This is a genomic window from Shinella sp. (assembly GCF_035998705.1).
In the GTDB taxonomy this organism is placed as follows: domain Bacteria; phylum Pseudomonadota; class Alphaproteobacteria; order Rhizobiales; family Rhizobiaceae; genus Shinella.
On sequence record NZ_DASYHH010000033.1, the window covers coordinates 220214 to 238749 of the forward strand.

18 protein-coding genes are annotated in these 18536 nt (G+C 64.2%); 10 read left to right on the forward strand and 8 right to left on the reverse strand.

Features of this window, described 5'->3' with window-relative positions:
* The first annotated feature begins 17 nt into the window (after nt 1–17).
* From VGN93_RS29300 to rsmA, 3 genes are read left to right on the forward strand one after another with little or no spacing between them, the layout of a single operon-like run.
* Nucleotides 18–956 (forward strand): peptidylprolyl isomerase, encoded by a 939-nt coding sequence (locus VGN93_RS29300; protein ID WP_319311397.1) that lies wholly within the window; start codon nt 18–20, stop codon nt 954–956.
* Between the two features lie 59 nt (nt 957–1015).
* Nucleotides 1016–2038 (forward strand): 4-hydroxythreonine-4-phosphate dehydrogenase PdxA, encoded by a 1023-nt coding sequence (pdxA, locus tag VGN93_RS29305; RefSeq protein WP_327510411.1) that lies wholly within the window; start codon nt 1016–1018, stop codon nt 2036–2038.
* Nucleotides 2038–2865: a 16S rRNA (adenine(1518)-N(6)/adenine(1519)-N(6))-dimethyltransferase RsmA gene (gene rsmA / locus VGN93_RS29310; protein WP_327510412.1), complete on the forward strand. Its 828-nt coding sequence runs from the start codon at nt 2038–2040 to the stop codon at nt 2863–2865. The genes pdxA and rsmA overlap by 1 nt, the downstream gene beginning before the upstream one ends.
* A gap of 190 nt (nt 2866–3055) precedes the next feature.
* Here the strand turns inward: rsmA and gmk are convergent, their stop codons facing one another.
* The 7 genes from gmk to fabD all read right to left on the reverse strand — a co-directional run bounded on the left by gmk (nt 3056) and on the right by fabD (nt 9760).
* Nucleotides 3056–3715: a guanylate kinase gene (gene gmk / locus VGN93_RS29315; protein WP_327510413.1), complete on the reverse strand. Its 660-nt coding sequence runs from the start codon at nt 3713–3715 to the stop codon at nt 3056–3058.
* Between the two features lie 3 nt (nt 3716–3718).
* Nucleotides 3719–4606: a YicC/YloC family endoribonuclease gene (locus VGN93_RS29320; RefSeq protein ID WP_327510414.1), complete on the reverse strand. Its 888-nt coding sequence runs from the start codon at nt 4604–4606 to the stop codon at nt 3719–3721.
* A gap of 179 nt (nt 4607–4785) precedes the next feature.
* A complete protein-coding gene (gene mltG / locus VGN93_RS29325; RefSeq protein WP_319311392.1) occupies nt 4786–5967 on the reverse strand; it encodes an endolytic transglycosylase MltG in 1182 nt (393 codons plus the stop codon).
* Between the two features lie 118 nt (nt 5968–6085).
* Nucleotides 6086–7345: a beta-ketoacyl-ACP synthase II gene (fabF, locus tag VGN93_RS29330; protein ID WP_327510415.1), complete on the reverse strand. Its 1260-nt coding sequence runs from the start codon at nt 7343–7345 to the stop codon at nt 6086–6088.
* A gap of 109 nt (nt 7346–7454) precedes the next feature.
* The gene (locus VGN93_RS29335; RefSeq protein WP_018327362.1) at nt 7455–7691 is read right to left on the reverse strand and encodes an acyl carrier protein; all 237 of its coding nucleotides are present in this window, start codon (nt 7689–7691) and stop codon (nt 7455–7457) included.
* Between the two features lie 282 nt (nt 7692–7973).
* Nucleotides 7974–8711 carry a 3-oxoacyl-[acyl-carrier-protein] reductase gene (gene fabG / locus VGN93_RS29340; protein ID WP_327510416.1) on the reverse strand — a complete coding sequence of 246 codons (738 nt, stop codon included), beginning with the start codon at nt 8709–8711 and terminating at the stop codon, nt 7974–7976.
* Nucleotides 8712–8815: 104 nt separating this feature from the next.
* Nucleotides 8816–9760, reverse strand: coding sequence for an ACP S-malonyltransferase (gene fabD / locus VGN93_RS29345; protein ID WP_327510417.1), 945 nt, complete (start codon nt 9758–9760; stop codon nt 8816–8818).
* A gap of 182 nt (nt 9761–9942) precedes the next feature.
* On the opposite strand from fabD, the gene VGN93_RS29350 reads away from it, so the two are divergent.
* On the forward strand, nt 9943–10986 hold the full coding sequence (locus VGN93_RS29350; RefSeq protein WP_327510418.1) for an aldo/keto reductase: 1044 nt from the start codon (nt 9943–9945) through the stop codon (nt 10984–10986).
* Between the two features lie 1025 nt (nt 10987–12011).
* On the opposite strand, the gene VGN93_RS29355 is transcribed toward VGN93_RS29350, so the two are convergent.
* Nucleotides 12012–12326, reverse strand: coding sequence for a hypothetical protein (locus tag VGN93_RS29355; protein WP_327510419.1), 315 nt, complete (start codon nt 12324–12326; stop codon nt 12012–12014).
* A 389-nt stretch (nt 12327–12715) separates the two neighbouring features.
* Here VGN93_RS29355 and rpsF point away from each other — a divergent pair, with 389 nt between their 5' ends.
* The 6 genes from rpsF to VGN93_RS29385 all read left to right on the forward strand — a co-directional run bounded on the left by rpsF (nt 12716) and on the right by VGN93_RS29385 (nt 18405).
* The gene (rpsF, locus tag VGN93_RS29360) at nt 12716–13174 is read left to right on the forward strand and encodes a 30S ribosomal protein S6 (RefSeq protein ID WP_256118839.1); all 459 of its coding nucleotides are present in this window, start codon (nt 12716–12718) and stop codon (nt 13172–13174) included.
* A 25-nt stretch (nt 13175–13199) separates the two neighbouring features.
* Nucleotides 13200–13448 carry a 30S ribosomal protein S18 gene (gene rpsR / locus VGN93_RS29365; RefSeq protein ID WP_160860502.1) on the forward strand — a complete coding sequence of 83 codons (249 nt, stop codon included), beginning with the start codon at nt 13200–13202 and terminating at the stop codon, nt 13446–13448.
* A 211-nt stretch (nt 13449–13659) separates the two neighbouring features.
* Entirely contained in the window at nt 13660–14634 is a 975-nt protein-coding gene (locus VGN93_RS29370) for a DUF2232 domain-containing protein (protein WP_327510420.1), read from the forward strand.
* Nucleotides 14635–14656: 22 nt separating this feature from the next.
* Complete coding sequence (gene rplI, locus VGN93_RS29375; RefSeq protein ID WP_319311363.1) at nt 14657–15232, forward strand: 50S ribosomal protein L9; 576 nt, start codon at nt 14657–14659, stop codon at nt 15230–15232.
* A 199-nt stretch (nt 15233–15431) separates the two neighbouring features.
* Nucleotides 15432–16718, forward strand: coding sequence for a cyclopropane-fatty-acyl-phospholipid synthase family protein (locus tag VGN93_RS29380; RefSeq protein ID WP_327510421.1), 1287 nt, complete (start codon nt 15432–15434; stop codon nt 16716–16718).
* Nucleotides 16719–16905: 187 nt separating this feature from the next.
* A complete protein-coding gene (locus VGN93_RS29385) occupies nt 16906–18405 on the forward strand; it encodes a replicative DNA helicase (protein WP_319311361.1) in 1500 nt (499 codons plus the stop codon).
* The last annotated feature ends 131 nt before the right edge of the window (nt 18406–18536 follow it).

The following is an 18536-nucleotide window of genomic DNA, read 5'->3' on the forward strand; positions in this document are numbered from 1 at the left end:
TTGGGAAAGGGACTGGCATGATGGGCAGACAATCTCTGGTGCGCTCCATGATGATGGGCGTGGCACTTGCCGCCGCCGTGACGATCGCGGCCCCCGTTGGCACGGTTCAGGCGGCAAGCTCCGTCGTGGCTGTCGTCAACAACATGCCGGTCACCTCCGGCGAGGTCGAACGCCGCGCCGCCTTCCTCAGGCTGCAGCGCGCCAAGGGCAATCTGCGCGCCATGGCCCGCGAGCAGATGATCGAGGATGCGCTGAAGCGGACGGAAATCCTGCGTGTGCGCAATTCCGTCAGCAGTTCCGATGTCGAAGCCGCCTATGCGCGTTTTGCCTCGTCCAACAAGATGACGACCAAGCAGCTGGGCGAAGTTCTTGACCGCGCCGGCGTCGGCGTCGAGCACTTCAAGCAGTATATCGCCGTGCAGATGAGCTGGCCGCGCGTGGTCAACGCCCGCTACAGCGGCACGGCCACCGGCAAGACGCTTGTCGAGCGCATGCAGGCAAACGGCGGCAAGAAGCCGGTGACGACGGAATATTTCCTCAAGCAGGTCATCTTCGTCGTGCCGGAAAAGCGCCGCAACGCCATTCTCGGCAAGCGCAAGGCGGAGGCGGAAGCCTCGCGCTCGAAATTCCCGGGCTGCGACCAGGCAAAGGTGTTTGCCGCGACGATGCGCGACGTCTCGATCCGCGATCTCGGCCGCGTGCTGGCGCCGGAAATGCCGGAGGACTGGAAGCCGCTGATCGAAAAGGCCGATGGCCAGACGACCGGCACGCGCGTCACCGAACGCGGCGTCGAATATCTTGCGATCTGCATGAAGCGTGAAGTCAACGACGACGTAGCTGCCGAAATGGTGTTCCGTGCCGAGGACCTCGCCAAGTCGAACGGCAACGAGAACGACGAAAACAGCAAGAAATACCTCGCCGAGCTGCGCAAGAAGGCGACGATCACCGAACGGTGATGCCTCAGCCGTAAGCTTCCGGCCGGTCCGCTCTCTCCAACCCGCTGACGGCAGGTCCCATGACGACGACGAACATTCCTCCGCTGGCGCTCACCATGGGCGACCCGGCGGGGATCGGGCCGGATATCACGCTCGCGCTGTGGTCGGCCCGCAAGACGCTTTCCCTGCCGCCTTTCCTGTTCATCGGCGATGCCGGCGTCTTGCGCGAGCGCGCAGCCCTGCTCGGCCTCGACGTCGCCATTGCACCCGCGGAACCGGAAACGGCGGCCGCCCTCTTCCCCGATGCCCTTCCGGTACTCGCCTGTGATTGCGCCACCGCCGTCGTGCCCGGCGCGCCCAGCTCGGAGAACGCCGCCGCCATCACCGGCGCGATCGAGACGGCGGTCGCCCTGACCTTTGCCGGGCGCACGTCCGCCGTCGTGACGAACCCGATCGCCAAGGCCGTGCTCTACGATGCCGGCTTCGGTTTCCCGGGCCATACCGAATTCCTCGCCGATCTTGCGGAAAAGGCGACCGGCAGGCCCGCGCTGCCCGTCATGCTGCTCGCCGGGCCGAAGCTGCGCAGCGTGCCCGTCACCATCCACATACCGCTGAAGGATGTTCCCGCCGCGCTGACGGAGGAGCTGATCGTCGAGACCGCCGTCATCACCGAACGGGACCTGCGCCAGCGTTTCGGCATTACGCGCCCGCGCCTTGCCATTGCCGGCCTCAACCCGCATGCGGGCGAAGGCGGGGCGCTCGGCCTGGAGGACGACGCGATCGTGCGCCCGGCCGTGGAGCGGTTGAAGGCCGCCGGCATCGACGCCGTCGGGCCGTTGCCCGCCGATACGATGTTCCACGATGCCGCGCGGGCCACCTATGACGTGGCCCTCTGCATGTATCACGACCAGGCGCTGATCCCCGCCAAGGCGCTCGGCTTCGACGATTCCGTCAATGCGACGCTCGGCCTGCCCTTCATCCGCACCTCGCCGGACCATGGCACCGCCTTCGCGATCGCCAGCAAGGGTGTCGCCAAGCCGGACAGCCTGCTGGCCGCTATCCGCCTCGCCTACGACCTCGCCTTGCACGAAAGGACCGCGTGATGGCGGCACTCGACGGACTGCCGCCGCTGCGCGACGTCATCCAGCGCCACGGGCTCGACGCCAAGAAGGCGCTCGGCCAGAATTTCCTGCTCGACCTCAACCTCACCCAGAAGATCGCCCGCACCGCCGGCCCCATCGAAGACCACACGGTCATCGAGGTCGGCCCGGGACCGGGCGGCCTGACGCGCGCCATCCTGGCACTCGGCGCCAGGCGGGTGATCGCCATCGAGCGCGACGCCCGTTGCCTGCCGGCGCTGGCGGAAGTGTCCGACCATTATCCGGGCCGGCTGACGGTCATCGAAGGCGATGCGCTGAAGACGGATTTCGAGGCGCTGGCGCCCGGCGAAAAGGTGCGCATCATCGCCAACCTGCCCTACAATGTCGGCACGCAGCTGCTCGTCAACTGGCTCTTGCCGAAGGCCTGGCCGCCGTTCTGGGATTCGCTGACGCTGATGTTCCAGCGCGAGGTGGGCCTGCGCATCGTGGCCGATGAAAACGACGACCATTACGGCCGGCTCGGCGTGCTCTGCGGCTGGCGCACCGACGCCCGCATGGCCTTCGACGTGCCACCCCAGGCCTTCTCGCCGCCGCCGAAGGTGACCTCCACCGTCGTGCACCTGGAGCCCATCGCCAACCCGTTGGCGTGCGACGTGGCCAAGCTGGAGCGCGTCACCCACGCCGCCTTCGGCCAACGCCGCAAGATGCTGCGCCAGAGCGTCAAGTCACTCGGCGGCGAGGCACTGCTGGCCCGCGCGGAGATCGATCCGCAGCGGCGGGCGGAGACGTTGAGCGTGGAAGAGTTCGTGCGGCTGGCGAACGCGCTCTGAGGTCGCATTCATAGCTACCCCCCTCTGCCCTGCCGGGCATCTCCCCCTCAAGGGGGGAGATCGGCAAGAGGCGAAAACCTTGCTCGACCAGCAACGCTGGAGATTGGCGAAGCGTTGCCCCATCCAATCTCCCCCCTTGAGGGGGAGATGCCCGGCAGGGCAGAGGGGGGTGTGGCTCCCCTAAGCACTATTACAGATCCGGCTTCTCCGTCACCAGCTTCGTCACGAATTCGAACAGCCCGTGCCGCCGGTCGCGTCTCAGGCGTTCGGCTTTCACGATGCTCTGCACCGCGTCGAAGGCGACGGAGAGGTCGTCGTTGAGGATGACATAGTCGTATTCCCGCCAATGCTCGATTTCCGCGCAGGAATTGGCAAGGCGCGTCTGGATGACCTCTTCGGTATCCTCGGCGCGGCGGTGCAGGCGCGATTGCAGTTCGGTCATCGAGGGCGGCAGGATGAAGATCGAGACGACGTCGGCCGGCATCTTTTCCTGAAGCTGCTGGGCGCCCTGCCAGTCGATGTCGAACAGCATGTCGCGACCGACGGACATTGCCTGTTCCACCGGCTCGCGCGGCGTGCCGTAGGAATTGCCGTGCACTTCGGCCCATTCGAGCAGCGAATCGCTGTCGCGCAGGCGCTCGAATTCCCGCTGGTTGATGAAATGATAGTGGCGGCCGGCGATCTCGCTGGCGCGGCGCTGGCGCGTCGTGACGCTGACCGAGAGGCTGAGGCCCGGATCGGCCTCCAGCAGGTTTCGCGCGATCGTCGACTTGCCGGCGCCGGATGGCGAGGAGATGACGAGCATGAGCCCGCGGCGTTCGATTTGGATATGTTTCGACGGCTCGGCCATGGCCTACTCCAGATTCTGGACCTGTTCCCTGAACTGATCGATGACGACCTTCAATTCGATACCTGCAGCCGTTACAGCAGCGGCGTTCGACTTGGAACAGATCGTATTCGATTCCCGGTTAAATTCCTGTGCGAGAAAATCGAGCTTGCGGCCGACCGGCCCGCCCTGCGCCAGAAGTTCGCGCGCCGCCGCGACATGCGCCTTCAGCCGGTCGATCTCCTCGCGCAGATCCGCCTTGGTGGTGATGAGGGCGGCCTCCTGGTGCAGCCGGTCGCGATCGAGCGCCGTCGTGCCCTGCATGAGGAGTGCCACCTGTGCCGAAAGCCGCTCGGCAATCGCCGCGACGCTGCGCGAGGGGTCAGCCTCGACCACGTCAGTCAGCGTCTCGATGCGGGCGACCTGGCCGAGCAGCACGCCGGCAAGCGCCGTACCCTCCTTGGCGCGCATTTCGGCAAGACAGCGGATCGCCTCGGCAAAGCCCGCGCGGATATCGCCGTCGCGCGCCGCGCGCTCCGTTTCGCTCTCCTCGGCCTCGCGGAAATCGACGATGCCGCGCACCGACAGCAGCGTGTCGAGCTTGAGCGGGGCGGGATCGACCATGCCGGCAAGCTGGTCGCGCAGCGCCAGCACGGCTGCGAGCGCGCCCTGGTTCACCACCGCCTCGATTTGCGCCTCGCTGACGCTCACCGCAAGCCCGATCTGGAGATTGCCGCGCGAAAACGCCTCGCCCGCCAGGCGGCGCACATCGGCCTCGATGGCCTCGAAACCGGGCGGCAGGCGGAGCCGGAGGTCGAGGCCCTTGCCGTTGACCGAGCGCAGCTCCCACGCCCAGCGGGTGCGCCCGCTGGTTCCCTCGACCCGCGCAAAGCCGGTCATCGATTGCAATGTCATGTCGTTCTCCCCTCGCGCCCGCCGGGGCTCGTCAACAGCGGCACCCGAACCGCACGAGGCGGCTCGCACGGAATCACGCGCTCAAAATGGAACAGTTTGCCGGGGTTGGAAACGGCGAAGCCGGCGGATCGCGCGGCGATCCACATCAAAGGCATCGCCCGGTCGCCCACCGGCCCCTTCTACTGGGAGCCGGCCGCTTCCGCCTCTTTCGCAGCCTCTGCCGCCTTCTCCGCCTCCAGCTTTCGCCAGCGGCGGACGTTCTGGTTGTGCTCGTCCAGCGTTTCGGCAAAGACGTGGCCGCCGGTGCCGTCGGCAACGAAATAGAGGTCCGGGGTGCGCGACGGGTTCGCCACGGCTTCGAGCGCCGCGCGGCCGGGATTGGCGATCGGCGTCGGCGGCAGGCCCTTGATGATATAGGTGTTGAACGGCGTCTGCTTTTGAATGTCCGACTGGAAGATCGGGCGATCGGCCGGCTTACCCTCGCCGCCGAAGATGCCGTAGATGATCGTCGGGTCGGACTGCAGGCGCATGCCCTTCTCCAGCCGGTTCAGGAAGACCGAGGCGACGCGCGGCCGCTCGTCGGCCCTGCCCGTCTCCTTCTCGACGATCGAGGCCAGCGTGACGAATTCCTCGCGGGTGGCGACCGGCAGGTCGTCGTCACGGCGCTCCCAGATCTGGTCGATCAACGCCTTCTGCGCGTCCTGCATCTGGTGCAGGATGTCGGCGCGCTTGGTGCCGCGCGAGAACTTGTAGGTGTCCGGCATCAGCGAGCCTTCGACCGGAAGTTCGGCCGGCAGGTCGCCTTCGAGCACGGGATCGTCGCTCAGGCGCTTGAACACCTGCTTGACCGTCAGGCCCTCCGGCACGGAGACCGAATAGAGGATCGACTTGCCGGATTTCAGGAGTTCGACGATCTCGCGCATCGTGGCGCCGGCCTTGATCTCGTATTCGCCCGCCTTCAGCGTGTCGCCGTCGAGATAGACGCGCGACAGCACGCGGAAGACGCGGCTGTCGCTGATGACATTGTTGCGTTCGAGGTTGGCCGCGATCTCGTTCGTGCCGGCGCCGGCGCGCACGATGAAGTTGGTGTTGGCGGTGAGCGGGCCCGGTTCCTCGTAGCTCTTCACGCCGTAATAGAACACGCCGATGCCGATGATCGACGCGAAGACGACCACGGTCATGACGAAATTCAGGAAGATGACGATCTGGCTGCGCGCCTTGCGCGAGCGCTTGCGGCTCGGCGGCTGCGGCACCTGTTCCGGCCGAAGGGCCTCGCTGGCGGACTTGGGGATGATGCGCGGCTGGCCGGATGCCTCGCCGCGGCCAAACTGCGTCTCGCCGGAATCGTTCGTGTCGCTCACGGACTGTCCTCATGTTCGGGCATTGCTCGATGTCTTGAACAGAGCAATACGGCAAAAGCAGGATCGACCCCGCTCTTCGCATTCGGGTGTGTGGCGTGCCGGGTTTTTATCCCCGGAATCAGGCGTATCGCTTCAAAACGATGGACGCATTCGTTCCGCCGAAGCCGAACGAATTGGACAGCGCCACGTTGATTTCGCGCTTGCGCGCCTTGTGCGGCACCAGGTCGATCGCCGTCTCGACGTCGGGATTGTCGAGGTTCAGCGTCGGCGGCGCGATGTTGTCGCGGATCGCCAGCGCCGCGAAGATCGCCTCGACCGCACCGGCGGCACCGAGCAGATGCCCGATCGCCGACTTGGTGGACGACATGGAGACGCGGGGGGCAGAATCGCCGACCAGGCGCTCGACGGCACCCAGCTCGATCGTGTCGGCCATGGTGGAGGTGCCGTGCGCGTTGATATAGTCGAGTTCGCTTGCCGGAATGCCGGCGCGCTTCAGCGCCATCTGCATGCAGCGATAGGCGCCGTCGCCGTCTTCGGCAGGCGCCGTGATGTGGAAGGCGTCGCCGGACAGGCCGTAGCCGACGACTTCCGCATAGATCTTCGCGCCGCGCGCCTTGGCGTGTTCCAGCTCTTCCAGGATGACGACGCCGGCGCCCTCGCCCATGACGAAACCGTCGCGGTCGCGGTCATAGGGACGGGAGGCGGCGGTCGGGTCGTCGTTGCGGTCGGTGGACAGCGCCTTGCAGGCGGCGAAGCCGGCGAGCGCGATGCGGCAGATCGGCGATTCGGCGCCGCCCGCCACCATGACGTCGGCGTCGCCGAGCGCGATCAGGCGGCTGGCATCGCCGATGGCGTGCGCGCCGGTGGAACAGGCCGTGACGACGGAATGATTGGGGCCGCGCAGCTTGTGCTTGATCGAGACCTGGCCGGAGGCGAGGTTGATCAGGCGGCCGGGAATGAAGAAGGGCGAGACGCGGCGCGGACCCTTGTCGCGCAGCGTATAGCCGGCCTCGACGATACCTTCGAGGCCGCCGATGCCGGAGCCGATGAGCACGCCGGTGGCAATCTGGTCTTCGTTGGTCTTGGGATGCCAGCCGGCGTCGGCAAGCGCCATGTCGGCGGCGGCGACGGCGTAGACGATGAAGGGATCGACCTTGCGGCGTTCCTTCAGCTCCATCCACTGGTCGGGATTGTAGGTGCCATCGGTGCCATCGCCGAGCGGGATGGAACAGGCAATCTTTGCGGGAAGGTCCTCGACCTCGAAAGTGGTGACCCTGGCTGCGCCGCTGCGGCCTTCGAGAAGCCTGGTCCAGCTGATTTCAGTACCACAGCCGAGCGGGGATACCATGCCGGTCCCCGTGATAACGACACGCCTCATCGTTCGTGATCCACCCTACCTGCTTTTATCTTTATCGCCTCGACGAGGAGGTGCGGCCGCCCGTAGGAGACCGGGACGGGCCGCACAAAGCGGCCCGCCGGACGTCAGATCAGGCCTGGGCCTTCTCGATGAACTTGACCGCGTCGCCGACCGTCAGGATCGAGTCAGCAGCATCGTCCGGGATCTCGACGCCGAATTCTTCTTCGAACGCCATGACCAGTTCGACGGTGTCGAGCGAGTCCGCGCCAAGATCATCGATGAAGCTTGCGCCTTCGCTGACCTTTTCGGCGTCAACACCCAGATGATCAATGACAATTTTCTTTACGCGTTCTGCTACGTCGCTCATGTCGGATTCCTCGACCTTTGTTTTTGATCGGCGCCTGTCACGGCACCGGACACTCAACACGCCCGATGTGCCTCAAGAACACATCCGGCAATCCCTTCAACCGGAAATGCGGCATTGGCGATACTGTTTCGTACCGCCTGAACGCGCAGGCATTTCACGGTCGACTGCTGACAGTCATGGCCCGATTAACACGGTTTATGTCTGTCGCAAAGTGCGAAAATGGCGGGGGCTCCGGCGGTCAACATGCAATTTCAGCTGGTTGACCGGGCGCTTTGCCCCTCGTCAGATCATCGCCATGCCACCGTTCACATGCAGCGTCTGGCCCGTCATGTAGGACGCTTCCGACGAGGCGAGGAAGGCGACGGCAGACGCCACTTCCGCCCCGGTGCCCATGCGCTTCATCGGAATGGCGCCCATGATGGCGTCCTTCTGCTTGTCGTTCAGCTTGCCGGTCATCGCACTTTCGATGAAGCCGGGGGCGACGCAGTTGACCGTCACGTTGCGGGTGGCGATCTCGGCGGCAAGCGACTTGGTGAAGCCGATCATGCCGGCCTTGGCGGCGCAATAGTTCGCCTGGCCCGGATTGCCGGTGACGCCGACGACGGAGGTGATGTTGATGATGCGGCCATAACGGCGGCGCATCATCGGGTGGGTGAGCTCGCGTGTAAGGCGGAAGACCGCCGTCAGGTTCACTTCGAGAACCGCATCCCAGTCGTCGTCGCTCATGCGCACGAACAGGCCGTCCTTGGTGATGCCGGCATTGTTGACGAGGATATCGACCCCGCCGAGATCGGCCTCCGCCTTCTCGCCGAGCGCCTTCACCTCGGCGCGGTCGGAGAGGTTCGCCGGGAAGATATGCACGCGTTCGCCAAGCTCGTTGGCGAGCGTTTCCAGCTTTTCGACGCGCGTGCCGTGCAGGCCGACAATGGCGCCCTGGGCATGGAGGATGCGGGCGATCTCTTCGCCGATGCCGCCGGACGCGCCGGTAACGAGGGCCTTTCGGCCGGTAATGTCAAGCATGGGGTTGGTGTCCTTTTGTTGGCGCGAATGGAGGCAGGAGTTAGCCAGTAGGCAATAGGCAGCAGATTTTCTTCCCCAATGCCTAACGCCTACTGCCTACTTCCTCATCCTATGAGCGCGGCAAGCGCACTGTCGATATCGGCCGGCGTGTTGATGGCGATGCCGGTGACGGACTTGTCGATGCGGCGTGCAAGGCCGGTCAGGACCTTGCCGGAGCCCACTTCATAAAGCGTGGTGACGTCGTTCCTGGCGAACCATTCGACCGTCTCGCGCCAGCGCACCTGGCCGGTGACCTGCTCGACGAGCAGGCGGACGATTTCCTGGGGATCGCTGACCGGGGCAGCACGCACATTGGCGACGACGGGCACGACCGGGGCCTTTGCCGCGACGTTTGCCAGCGCCTCGCGCATGGCGTCGGCTGCCGGCGCCATCAGGGCGGAATGGAAGGGGGCGGAGACGGTGAGCATCAGCGCGCGCTTGGCGCCCTTCTCCGTCGCGAGCCGGGCCGCCACTTCGACGGCGGGCTTGGAGCCGGAGATGACGAGCTGGCCGCCGCCATTGTCATTGGCGATCTGGCAGCTACCGCCCTTGGAGGCTTCCCGGCAGACGGCTTCGACATCCGCCTGCTCCAGGCCGATGATCGCCGCCATGGCGCCCTCGCCCACCGGCACGGCCGACTGCATGGCATTGCCGCGGATGCGCAGCAGCCGCGCGGTATCGGCCAGCGAGAAGGTGCCGGCGGCACAGAGCGCGGAATATTCGCCGAGCGAATGGCCGGCGACATAGGAGACCTGATCCTTCAGCGACAGGCCGCGCGCTTCGAGCACGCGCATGACGGCGATGGAGACGGCCATCAGCGCCGGCTGGGCGTTCGCCGTCAGCGTCAGCGTCTCTTCCGGTCCCTCGAACAGGATGGCGGAAAGGTTCTGGCCGAGGGCCTCGTCGACTTCCGCGAAAACGGCGCGCGCTTCCGGGAAGGTTTCGGCGAGATCCTTGCCCATGCCGACGGCCTGGCTGCCCTGGCCGGGGAAGGTGAATGCTACGCTCATAGGGGGTCTCCCGTCTTATGTTTTCTTTTCCATTCACATTCCGGCGGCCCAAGTCAAGGCGTCGGGCCGATCCAGCACCCCGCGCGGCCGGCATTTCCAAGGGCTTCGCACAGACTTCCGGCTTGCACTTTGCGGCGACCGGCCTACATTCGCGCCGTTCCCACAACAGGATTTCCCCTCCCATGAAATATAATCCGCTCGGCAGGACCGGCATCAGCGTGTCGGAAATCTGCCTTGGCACGATGACCTGGGGTTCGCAGAACAGCGAGCAGGACGCGCACGACCAGCTCGACTACGCCTTCTCCCAGGGCGTCAACTTTATCGACACTGCCGAACTCTACCCGACCACGCCGCTCTCCCCCGAAACCTACGGCGATACCGAGCGCTTCATCGGCTCCTGGATGAAGGCGCGCCGCAACCGCGACAAGGTGGTGCTCGCCTCCAAGGTCGCCGGCCCCGGCCGCCCCTATATCCGCGGCGGCGTCCCGATGAGCCGCGCCGGCATCCTGGAGGCAATCGACAACAGCCTCTCCCGCCTCGGCACCGATTATCTCGACCTCTACCAGCTGCACTGGCCGAACCGCGGCCATTATCACTTCCGCAATGCCTGGAGCTACGACCCGTCCAAGCAGGACCGCGAGAAGGTAGCGGCCGAGCTTCTGGAAATCCACGAGACCATCGGCGATATCGTCAAGGCCGGCAAGGTGCGCGCCTTCGGCCTTTCCAACGATACGGCCTGGGGCACGATGCAGTTGCTGAAGCTTTCCGAAGAGAAAGGCCTGCCGCGCGTCGCCTCGATCCAGAACGAGTACAACCTGCTCTACCGGGCCTACGATCTCGACCTTGCCGAAGTGTCGCACCACGAGGATATCGGCCTGCTCGCCTATTCGCCGCTCGCCGCCGGGCTCCTGACCGGCAAATATCTCGACGGTGCCCGTCCGGAAGGCTCGCGCCTGTTGACGAACGGCGATCTCGGCGGCCGCTACCAGCCGCATCAGGAGCCGGCGGTGCGTGCCTATGTGGCGCTGGCGAAGGAACATGGGCTCGATCCCGCCCAGATGGCGCTGGCCTTCTGCCTGACGCGGCCCTTCATGGCCTCCGTCATCATCGGGGCGACGACGATGGAACAGCTGAAGACGGATATCGCGGCGAAGGACCTGGAGCTCTCGCCCGACGTGCTGAACGGCATTCGCCGCATCCACCGGCTCTATCCGGCGCCGATGTAAAAGACAGGCCGGGCGGCCTCGTGCCGCCCGGTGGTCGGGCTTCGGTTCTCGCGGCAAGGCGGTCGATGCCGGAAATCGCAACCGCACTGCCACGTGACGAACGAGAACAGACGCCCTCGCACGCGCCTCTACGCTGAAGGGCGTCGATATGCGGTGACAATCCGGTCACCTATTCCAATTCAAAAGCAAGGTTCGCACTCGACATATCTACCGTATCGAGGGTGGTCTAAAAGCGTCAATGCACCGTAGGCGCCTCCGATCCATATCAGTGGCACCGCTAAGCACAGCACCGAAAAACCGACAAAAGGCGTGTCCGGTAATGAGGCTTGCCCTGACTGCGGATGAGAAATACGAAGGCTGCGAGCACGATCAGCAGCGCCACAGCAGGCAGCCAGAAAACAACGGCGTACATCTCGATGACAATAGCGGTTGGTGTGCCTTCGCGAAAATTCACTACACACTACTCCAGGGACTCGAAGGACGGCCGCAATGCACCGATTGTGGTCAGTGCCTGTTGTCAGTTCGCCGCCTTGACCGTGTGAAAAAAAGACGCCCAAGAACCCAGCTGATCTGTGTCCACTTCATCGCCGCAACGATGAAAGCGATAACAGCAACGTAAAAAATAACCGGGCTGTCGATGGCTCTCACCAGAGGCCCCCGCTTGCCGGGAATTTCTCCCACGAAAAGGCATGTGACTGCTAGGCCCAAGAGCACTGGGCCCGACATACTCACCCCTATTAAGAGGCACCACGTCTGTAGCTTGTCCTTCATACGGATCCCCCTGCAAACAGACCTTAACCGAGCGGAGGAACCGATAGCTAAACCTTGACGGTAAAATTCTAGCGATCAAGAGAGGCCCTCAACGGGCCGACAGCGAACTCCTGCGAACCAGAAAGCCCCCGCCAACAGGAAAATCTGTCCAAGCCATCTCGAAAAGACTTCAAGGGATGCACCGGTCGCATCGGAATAAAAAGAAACCCGCCGTTTCCGGCGGGTTTCTTCGTTCGCGCGCTTATCGGGTGACGTTACGGGGTGGTCGTTGTTGCGCCGCCGCCTTCAGCCGGCTGGCCGCCGCTCGGCTGGGTTTCCAGCGTCTGGGTGCCGCCGGTCTGGCCTTCGGTGGTCGTGCCGCCGGCCGGCGCCGTATCGGTCGTGCCGATACCCGAGGTATTGGCATTCGGATCGACGCCGTCACCCGGCGTTCCGCTGCCGACGAAATAGAAGATGCCCACGGCGACGAGGACAGCCAGGATCACGGCGACGGCCCAGCCGCCGGTGCCGCTGCCGCGGCTCGTCTGGTTGACGACGGTCGGGCCGCGGTCATCCACCGGACGCGTCAAGCGATCCTCCGGGGGACGATTGACAAGGTTCGGGTCTTGCATGTCGGTCACTCCATCTGGTTGGATCGGAAGGAAGAATGCGGCATTCGCGATTTGGTTCCCGCCCCTGTTGCAAAACGGCGCAAGGCTTTTGCCCGCCAGCCCTTGCGTTGCGCGCAAAAATCCGTATAAGCGCGCTGTTCAACACACCCGGTCAATCGGCTGGTGGCTGAACGGAGGGCCGGCGATCACACAGAACGCCGTTTGGAGCCAAGGGCTCCAGCCTCCCGTGTCTCCGCTCTCGACCGTCTGGATTAACGCTTTTCTTGCCCCGGGCCTCTGGCCCCATAAGAACTGTCGTTGAGGCTTGGCGCCGGTTTCGGGTGTAAACGCAAGAAAGGCAAAGCCACATGGCTCTCTACGAACATGTATTCCTGGCCCGCCAGGACGTGTCCGCCCAGCAGGTCGACGGTCTCGTCGAACAGTACAAGGGTGTGATCGAAGCACACGGCGGCAAGGTCGGCCGTATCGAAAACTGGGGCCTCAAGTCCCTGACCTACCGCATCAAGAAGAACCGCAAGGCACACTACGCCCTGATGGACATCGATGCCCCGGCTGCCGCGATCCACGAAATGGAACGCCAGATGCGCATCAACGAAGACGTTCTTCGTTACATGACCATCGCCGTGGAAGCCCACGAAGAAGGCCCGTCGGCCATGATGCAGAAGCGCGACCGCGACGACCGTCCGCGCCGTGATGGCGACGACCGTGGCCCGCGCCGCGACTTCGGCGACCGTCCGCCGCGCCGTGACTTCGGCGATCGTCCGGACCGTGGTGGCGAACGCCGCCCGCGCGAAGACCGCGCGTAATCGAAGCTGAAGGAGAATTAAGACAATGGCTGATACTTCCTCCGCTCCGGCACGCCGTCCGTTCCACCGCCGCCGCAAGACCTGCCCCTTCTCGGGCGCCAACGCTCCGAAGATCGACTACAAGGACGTCCGTCTTCTGTCGCGTTACATCTCCGAGCGCGGCAAGATCGTTCCGTCCCGTATCACGGCCGTTTCCCAGAAGAAGCAGCGCGAACTCGCCCAGGCGATCAAGCGCGCCCGCTTCCTCGGCCTGCTGCCCTACGTCGTCGCGTAATGATCTGACTCTGCGGCCTGACTCGACGTCGGGTCGGGACACATGACTCCGGGGAAGACGGTTTGCGCCGCCTTCCCCATTCCCTTCCGCGTTGGGCGCGGATCGGAGCCGCCGGCTTTTTCAAAGCCAAAACCCCCATGTTGGGGAGACGGTCCTGAATCAGTTTGTCAGGAAACTCCTCTAACTGTCTGACCAGACAGGACAGCGAACCGTGAAGACCCTGACGCCGACATCGATTGCGACCGGCCTGATTGCCGGTGTGACCGCCGCTCTGCTTTCGCTGAGCGCGAATGCGCAGTCGACATTTGCGATCGTGCTCTACGCCGCGTCCGCGCTGCCTATTCTCATTGCCGGCCTCGGCTGGGGCAATGCCAGCGCCTTCATCGCGGTCGTCGCCGGCGGCGCCATCGCCTCCGCAATGGTTTCCTCCTATTTCGCGCTTCTGATCGTCATCATCACGCTGATCCCGGCCGGCTGGCTCTCCAATCTTGCGAACCTCGCCCGCCCGGCCTCCGAACTCGGCGGTCCGGACAACGCGCTCGCCTGGTATCCGCTGTCCAACATCCTCGTGCACCTCGCCTTGATGGTGACGCTCGGCATGATCGCCGTCGGCGCGATCGTCGGCTACGACAGCGCCATGGCGAGCCAGCTCGTCGACATCGTCATCCAGACGCTGAAGGCGCAGGAGCCGCTCTACAATCCGGATGCGGCGGCGATTGCCCAGCTGAAGACCGTCTTCGCGCTGGCCCTGCCGCTGGTGCAGGGCGCGCTCTGGGTCTTCCTGCTGTTTGCGGCCTATTATGTCGCGAGCTTCATCGTGCGTGTTTCCGGCAAGGGTCTTCGCCCGCGCGAAGACATGCCCTCGACGCTGCGCATGCACCGCAATGCGATCTTCTTCTTCCTCGCCGGCCTCCTCGCTGCCTTCCTCGGCGGCGTACCGGCGATCATCGGCGCGCTCGTCTGCGGCACCTTCGGGGCCGGATTCGTGCTCGCCGGCTTCGCGAGCCTGCATTTCAGGACGCGCGGCAAGTCCTGGCGGCTTCCCGTCCTGTGGCTCGTCTATCTCTCGGTATTGCTCTTCACGATACCGGTCTTCGTCATCCTCATTCTGGGCCTGATGGACACGCGGCGCACCATAGCGCTGACGCCCACCGGCCCGGCGGAAAACAAAAACCAGAACACCTGAACGTCACGAAAGGAACTCTGAAATGGACGTCATTCTCCTCGAACGCATCGCCAAGCTCGGCCAGATGGGCGAAACCGTAAAGGTTCGCGACGGCTTTGCCCGTAACTACCTGCTGCCGCTCGGCAAGGCGCTGCGCGCCAACGAAGCCAACAAGAAGCGCTTCGAATCCGAGCGCTCGACGCTCGAAGCCCGCAACCTTGAGCGCAAGTCGGAAGCCCAGTCGGTTGCCGAAAAGCTCGACGGCAAGTCCTTCGTCGTCGTACGCTCCGCCGGCGAAACCGGCCAGATGTACGGCTCGGTCGCTGCCCGCGACATCGTTGAAGTGCTCGCTGCCGAAGGCTTCAACATCGGCCGCAACCAGGTCGAGCTCAACACCCCGATCAAGGCGATCGGCCTGCACAAGGTCGTCCTGCACCTTCATGCCGAAGTCGAAATCACCATCGAGCTGAACGTCGCCCGTTCCGCCGAAGAAGCCGAACGCCAGCTGAAGGGCGAAAGCCTGACCTCGGCCGACGCCATCTACGGCGTTGACGAAGACGCCCTGAAGCCGGAAGATTTCTTCGATCCGGAAGCCGACGGCGAAGACGAAGACGCTTGATCGTCACGCATTTTCCAGGACGGGCCGGCTTTGCCGGCCCGTTTTCGTTTCAAGGGCCAAAAAGCACGACTTGAAATCCGGCCCCCGGCATCAATATCTATACTTCGTTAGACTGGATTGGCGGTCGGGCCGCTTCCCAGGCCGGTTTCCGACCAAGACCCGTCCCGCCACGTTTTTAAAGCGCGACGGAGTTTAGCGAATGAAATTCATTGTACAAGCTCTGGTTTCCCGTCTCGTCGAGACCGGAAACCTGACGATCACTTACCCGGACGGAACCCGCCAGGCCTTCGGCGACGGCACGGGCAACCCCATCCACATGCGCCTCAATACCAGAAAGGCCGTGTGGGGCATCGCCCTCGACCCCGCCTATTATCTCGGCCATCACTACGGCACGGGCGATATCGACATTATCGAAGGCGACATATACGGCCTGCTCAAGGCCGTCTTCACCGGCAATCCCGACTTCAAATATTACGACACATTCTGGAGCCGCGTGCTCGAGCGGGGACGCTACCTGCTGCGCTGGGCACGCGAGAAGAACAGTATCGTGCGCTCCCGCCGCAACGTCCAGCACCACTACGACCTGACAGGTGCGCTCTACGACCTGTTCCTCGACCAGGACCGGCAATATTCCTGCGCCTATTTCGAACGGCCGGACCAGACGCTGGACGAGGCGCAGCTCGCCAAGAAGCGGCATATCGCGGCCAAGCTCAACATCAACCGACCCGGCCAGAGCGTGCTCGACATCGGCAGCGGCTGGGGCGGCATGGCGCTCTATCTCGCCCGCCAGCTCGGCGCCAAGGTGACCGGCGTGACGCTCTCCGACGAGCAACACGCGCTCTCCGTGAAGCGGGCAAACGAGGCCGGGCTTGCAGGCGACATAGAATTCCTGCTGCAGGACTACCGCAACACGGAAGGCCCCTTCGACCGCGTCGTCTCCGTCGGCATGTTCGAACATGTCGGCCGGCCGAACTACCTGACCTTCTTCAAGAAGAGCGCCGCACTCCTGAAACGCGACGGCGTCATGCTGCTGCATACGATCGGCCGCACGGACCGGCCCTCCGCCAACAACCCGTTCATCGAGAAATACATCTTCCCCGGCGGCTATATCCCTGCCCTCTCGGAGGTGACGCAGGCTGTGGAAAAGAGCGGGCTCGCGGTGACGGACATCGAGATCCTGCGGCTGCACTATGCCGAAACGCTGCGCCACTGGCGGGAGCGCTTCATGGCGCGGCGCGACGAGGCCAAGGCGCTCTATGACGAAAAATTCTGCCGGATCTGGGAATTCTATCTGGCAGCCTCCGAGAGCGCCTTCCGCTGGCAGAACCTCGTCGTCTTCCAGCTCCAGCTGGCGCATGACCAGCAGGCCGTGCCGCTGACGCGCGAATATATCGGGCGCGGCGAGGATTGTCTCAAGGCGCACGAGGGCAATCCGAAGGGCGACCGGCGCGGCGCGCGGCAGTTCCCGCAGGAGGCTTCGCTCTGAGATTCGGCATATGAGTCAACCGAAAGCCAGCAGGCGCGGCGCAATCCGGGCTTGCTGTGTCCCGGCTGCCTGTGGAAAAGTCTAACAACGGGCTTAAACGGTCAGAGCCTGCGGAAGCGCTTGACCCCTTCCGGCAAAGCGAAGACACCAGCGGGCTTCGGAAACAGGGACGGGGAGATTCGGGACGATGAACGATTCCGTGCGCAAACTCAGCCAGGCAGGCCGCGACACTGCGGAGCTGCATCACCGCGAGTCGCCGAACAACATCGAGGCCGAACAGGCGCTGCTCGGCGCCATTATCCTCAACAACGACGCCTATTACCGCGTTTCGGATTTTTTGAAGCCCGTGCATTTCCACGAGCCGCTGCACCGCAAGATCTACGAGGTTGCCGGCGACATGATCCGCATGGGCAAGATCGCCACGACGATCACGCTCAAGACGCACCTGCCGACGGACGTGAAGGTCGGCGAGCATACGGTCTCGCAATACCTTGCCGCTCTCGTGGGGGGCGCGGTGACGATCATCAACGCGGAGGACTACGGCCGCGCGATCTATGACCTGGCGCTGCGCCGCTCGCTGATCAATATCGGCGAGGACATGGTCAACATCGCCTATGACGCGCCGCTCGACATGCCGCCGCAGACCCAGATCGAGGATGCCGAACGGCGCCTGTTCGAGCTCGCCGAGACCGGCCGCTACGATGGCGGCTTCCAGTCGTTCAACGACGCGGTCGCGCTGGCGATCGACATGGCGGGCGCCGCCTTCGAGCGCGACGGCTCGCTTTCGGGCATCTCCACCGGCATCCACTCGCTCGACGCCCGCATGGGCGGTCTCCAGCGCTCCGACCTGATCGTGCTTGCCGGACGTCCCGGCATGGGCAAGACCTCGCTTGCCACCAACATCGCCTACAACATCGCCGCCACCTACGAGCCGGAAGTGCAGGCGGACGGGTCGTTCAAGCCGAAGAACGGCGGCGTCGTCGGCTTCTACTCGCTCGAAATGTCCTCCGAACAGCTCGCCACCCGTATCATTTCCGAGCAGACGGAAGTTTCCTCGTCGAAAATCCGCCGCGGCGACATTTCCGAGGCCGACTTCGAAAAGCTTGTCGCCTGCAGCCAGATGATGCAGAAGGTGCCGCTCTATATCGACCAGACCGGTGGTATCTCGATCGCCCAGCTGTCCGCCCGTGCACGCCGCCTGAAGCGCCAGCGCGGCCTCGATTGCCTGGTGGTGGACTATATCCAGCTGATGACGGGCTCCGGCAAATCGAGCGACAACCGCGTGCAGGAAATCACCCAGATCACCACGGGCCTGAAGGCGCTCGGCAAGGAGCTGAACGTGCCGATCATCGCGCTCTCCCAGCTCTCCCGCCAGGTGGAAAGCCGCGAGGACAAGCGCCCGCAGCTCTCCGACCTTCGCGAATCGGGCTCGATCGAACAGGACGCCGACGTGGTGCTCTTCGTGTTCCGCGAGGAATATTACGTGAAGAACCTCGAGCCGCGCGACGAGTTCGACCCGAAATACGAAGAGTGGAAGATGAAGTTCGAGGCCGTGAAGGGCACCGCCGACGTCATCATCGCCAAGCAGCGTCACGGACCGACCGGCACGGTGAAACTCGCCTTCCAGTCGGAATACACCCGCTTCACCGACCTCGCCGACCCGTCCTTCACCCAATACGAGCACTGAGGCGGGCCGCTCTAAAATTCGGCACACCTCCTCCTCCGTCATCCTCGGGCCTGACCCGAGGATCCAGGCCGCGGGTGTGGCGTGGATCCTCGGGTCAAGCCCGAGGATGACGAAAAGAAAGGTTGTGCGGA

What these genes read in the sequence shown, in the direction of transcription:
- pdxA (WP_327510411.1), top strand. Translation starts at nt 1,016, where the DNA reads ATGACGACGACGAACATTCCTCCGCTGGCGCTCACCATGGGCGACCCG.
- rpsR (WP_160860502.1), top strand. Translation starts at nt 13,200, where the DNA reads ATGGCTGATACTTCCTCCGCTCCGGCACGCCGTCCGTTCCACCGCCGC.
- fabD (WP_327510417.1), bottom strand. Translation starts at nt 9,760, where the DNA reads ATGAGCGTAGCATTCACCTTCCCCGGCCAGGGCAGCCAGGCCGTCGGC.
- VGN93_RS29300 (WP_319311397.1), top strand. Translation starts at nt 18, where the DNA reads ATGATGGGCAGACAATCTCTGGTGCGCTCCATGATGATGGGCGTGGCA.
- fabG (WP_327510416.1), bottom strand. Translation starts at nt 8,711, where the DNA reads ATGCTTGACATTACCGGCCGAAAGGCCCTCGTTACCGGCGCGTCCGGC.
- rsmA (WP_327510412.1), top strand. Translation starts at nt 2,038, where the DNA reads ATGGCGGCACTCGACGGACTGCCGCCGCTGCGCGACGTCATCCAGCGC.
- VGN93_RS29350 (WP_327510418.1), top strand. Translation starts at nt 9,943, where the DNA reads ATGAAATATAATCCGCTCGGCAGGACCGGCATCAGCGTGTCGGAAATC.
- VGN93_RS29335 (WP_018327362.1), bottom strand. Translation starts at nt 7,691, where the DNA reads ATGAGCGACGTAGCAGAACGCGTAAAGAAAATTGTCATTGATCATCTG.
- gmk (WP_327510413.1), bottom strand. Translation starts at nt 3,715, where the DNA reads ATGGCCGAGCCGTCGAAACATATCCAAATCGAACGCCGCGGGCTCATG.
- VGN93_RS29320 (WP_327510414.1), bottom strand. Translation starts at nt 4,606, where the DNA reads ATGACATTGCAATCGATGACCGGCTTTGCGCGGGTCGAGGGAACCAGC.
- rplI (WP_319311363.1), top strand. Translation starts at nt 14,657, where the DNA reads ATGGACGTCATTCTCCTCGAACGCATCGCCAAGCTCGGCCAGATGGGC.
- VGN93_RS29385 (WP_319311361.1), top strand. Translation starts at nt 16,906, where the DNA reads ATGAACGATTCCGTGCGCAAACTCAGCCAGGCAGGCCGCGACACTGCG.
- rpsF (WP_256118839.1), top strand. Translation starts at nt 12,716, where the DNA reads ATGGCTCTCTACGAACATGTATTCCTGGCCCGCCAGGACGTGTCCGCC.
- fabF (WP_327510415.1), bottom strand. Translation starts at nt 7,345, where the DNA reads ATGAGGCGTGTCGTTATCACGGGGACCGGCATGGTATCCCCGCTCGGC.
- VGN93_RS29380 (WP_327510421.1), top strand. Translation starts at nt 15,432, where the DNA reads ATGAAATTCATTGTACAAGCTCTGGTTTCCCGTCTCGTCGAGACCGGA.